The sequence below is a fragment of the Blautia sp. MCC270 genome, from assembly GCF_018785605.1.
Taxonomy (GTDB): domain Bacteria; phylum Bacillota; class Clostridia; order Lachnospirales; family Lachnospiraceae; genus Blautia_A; species Blautia_A fusiformis.
In genome coordinates this window covers 1-2,328 of sequence record NZ_WQQD01000076.1, presented here as the reverse complement: position 1 = coordinate 2,328, position 2,328 = coordinate 1, and the positions used below count along the sequence as shown (strand labels likewise).

Annotated in this window: 2 protein-coding genes; both read right to left on the bottom strand. The window is 48.4% G+C overall.

Annotation, left to right across the window (positions count from 1 at the left end; all coding sequences use genetic code 11):
• Positions 1-105 precede the first annotated feature (105 nt).
• A complete protein-coding gene (locus GPK58_RS12545; RefSeq protein WP_215638738.1) occupies positions 106-1,260 on the bottom strand; it encodes a serine hydrolase in 1,155 nt (384 codons plus the stop codon).
• Between the two features lie 21 nt (positions 1,261-1,281).
• A partial coding sequence (locus tag GPK58_RS12540) for an N-acetylmuramoyl-L-alanine amidase family protein (RefSeq protein ID WP_330627261.1) occupies positions 1,282-2,328 on the bottom strand: 1,047 nt, incomplete at its 5' end.

Below are 2,328 nucleotides of genomic sequence, written 5' to 3'. Positions count from 1 at the left end.
AACTATTGAAACCGCCGTGTACCGAGCGGTATGCACGGTGGTGTGAGAGGACGGCGGTTAGTCACCGCCTCCTACTCGATCCGATCCGGTAAGTCTGTTATTTTGTTATTCGTTATAGTATCCATAGATCGCACGGCTGTCCTGTGCGATGGTGTTCTGTGCAGCAGAGGTATCGTTAAGATCCTGTGACATAAAGCAGACTACCAGGTCGATCCCCTTTGCAGTGTCATAGATGATGCCGACATCGTTTTCTACGTGATCCAGTTCACCGGTTTTGTTGGCAACCTTTACCTCGGAAGGCATCTGAGCCGGGATCTTGTTTTTCCTGGTCTGCATTTTCAGAAGACGATACATATATTCGGCTCCTGCCAGAGTATCATTGTTATCGGTAGCAGTACCCTTGTCGATCTGATAGATGGTCTTCAGAAATTTTCCACAATCCTTTGCGGAAGTGTAGTTATCCCCATTGGAATTATCTGCAAGAAGAAGACGTCCCATGGAAGTGCTGGTGTATCCGTGATCCTGACAGAATTTATTCACACGGGCCATTCCGGCTGCGTCATCCCCGCCGCCAAGATAATTGACAAGTGTATTGGCAGCATCATTGTCGCTGACTGTGATCATGGAGTTCAGTGCATTGTCCAGCTGATCCTTGCTGTATTTGGAGGAAAGACTGTCATAATCTTCATATACGGCACCCATGATATAGAGCTTGATCAGGCTGGCAGCCTGCATCTGCTGATCGTTGATGGTACCTTCGGTATTTTTTGCAAGATTGCATACATATACGGACCAGGTTCCGTTATCGGTGGGAAGAAGAGACTGTACCTGGTTCAGAAGGTTGTCCATGCTGGAATCCGAATTGTCTGTGAAAGTGCTTCCGCTGGATGGGGAAAGAGTTCCTTCTTCCTGAGTGGAAGAAGAACTGTCCTTGCTGCCAGAAGCTTCGGAAGAATCGGAGGCTGCAGATGTATCTGTGGATTCTTCCTGTGCGGAAGGACCCTGGACCTCAGCTGAAGATGCTGCGGCAGCAGCGCTGGAAACGGTAGGATCATCAGGATAAAGAGCATCCAGCTGATCGGCTTTGCTGCTGAGCTCAGCGGCAGAATCAGAAACCTCCTGCACACTTTTCTGCAGCTTGTTAACTTTTGTCTGGAGAGATGCAAGCTTGTCCAGGGAGCGGACATTCAGTGCCCCAAGTCCTGCCAGTGCGATGACAAGCACTGCGATCACAATATACAGAAATGTATTTTTTTTCATATATAAACAAACTCCTTTTTATTATTGGAAATAAGCATCGATTCCATTGGCGATCCCTTCTGCCATAGTCTGCTGGAAGGAGGAATCCGCCATTTTCAGATCATCGCTCTGGTTGGTCATAAATCCCATTTCCACAATCGTCACCGGGATCGTGCTCCAGTTAATACCTGTCATGGAATCTGTGTAGATGATCCCGCGGTTCTGGAAGCCGGTAGCTGCGCAGTAGGAATCCACAATGCATTTGGATAGTTTGTTGGAACTGTCATAGAGACTGGAAACATAAGGATTCTGCTGGGACGGACACATGGTCAGAGCACCGGAGACATCTGCAGAATCATCTCCGTTTGCATGGATACGGACACAGATCTCCGCACCCTGGGAAGCGACCAGTTCTGCACGCTCCTTGTTGCTGATAGCGGTATCATTGTCTGTCCTTGTCATTATTACCTGGTATCCACGCTGTTCCAGGATATCCTTAAGCAGAAGAGAAACGTCCAGATTCAGCTGATACTCCGGGAGACCGCTGAAGGAACCTCTGGTTCCGGTGGAAGCCTTGGCCTTCATGGTGGAGGAACCGGGGCCGTTCGGCTCTGTGGCACTCATATCAACATTTTCGCCCTGATGTCCGGGATCGATCCCGACGATATGGCCGTTGTTGGAAGCAGAAGAGGTATCATTACCGCCATCGGTGAATCCTTCACCACCGGCTTCACTGAAAACAGAGGGTTTGGTCGTTTTCTGACTGTTTTCGGCTTCCGGTGCCCGTTCATGTTCACCAGTGTTGTTTTTGACAGCTTTTTCTGTCTGTGCCCGCTGCTGCAGGTATTTGTTGGCTGCCTGTTTCTTTTCGATCTTAGCTGTATAAAGTTCAATATCCTCGTTCATGGATTTCTGCTTTTTCTGGACCGGTTTGATCACGGAGGCCATTTTCTGGTCAACGGCATCGATCTTCCGGTAAGTTTTATAGCTGAGTCCAAAAAGTAATCCAATACAGATAAGACCCGTTAAAAACAGGACGATAGCCATCAGATGGGGCTTTTTTTCCATAAGCTCAAGTCCTTTCTGGGT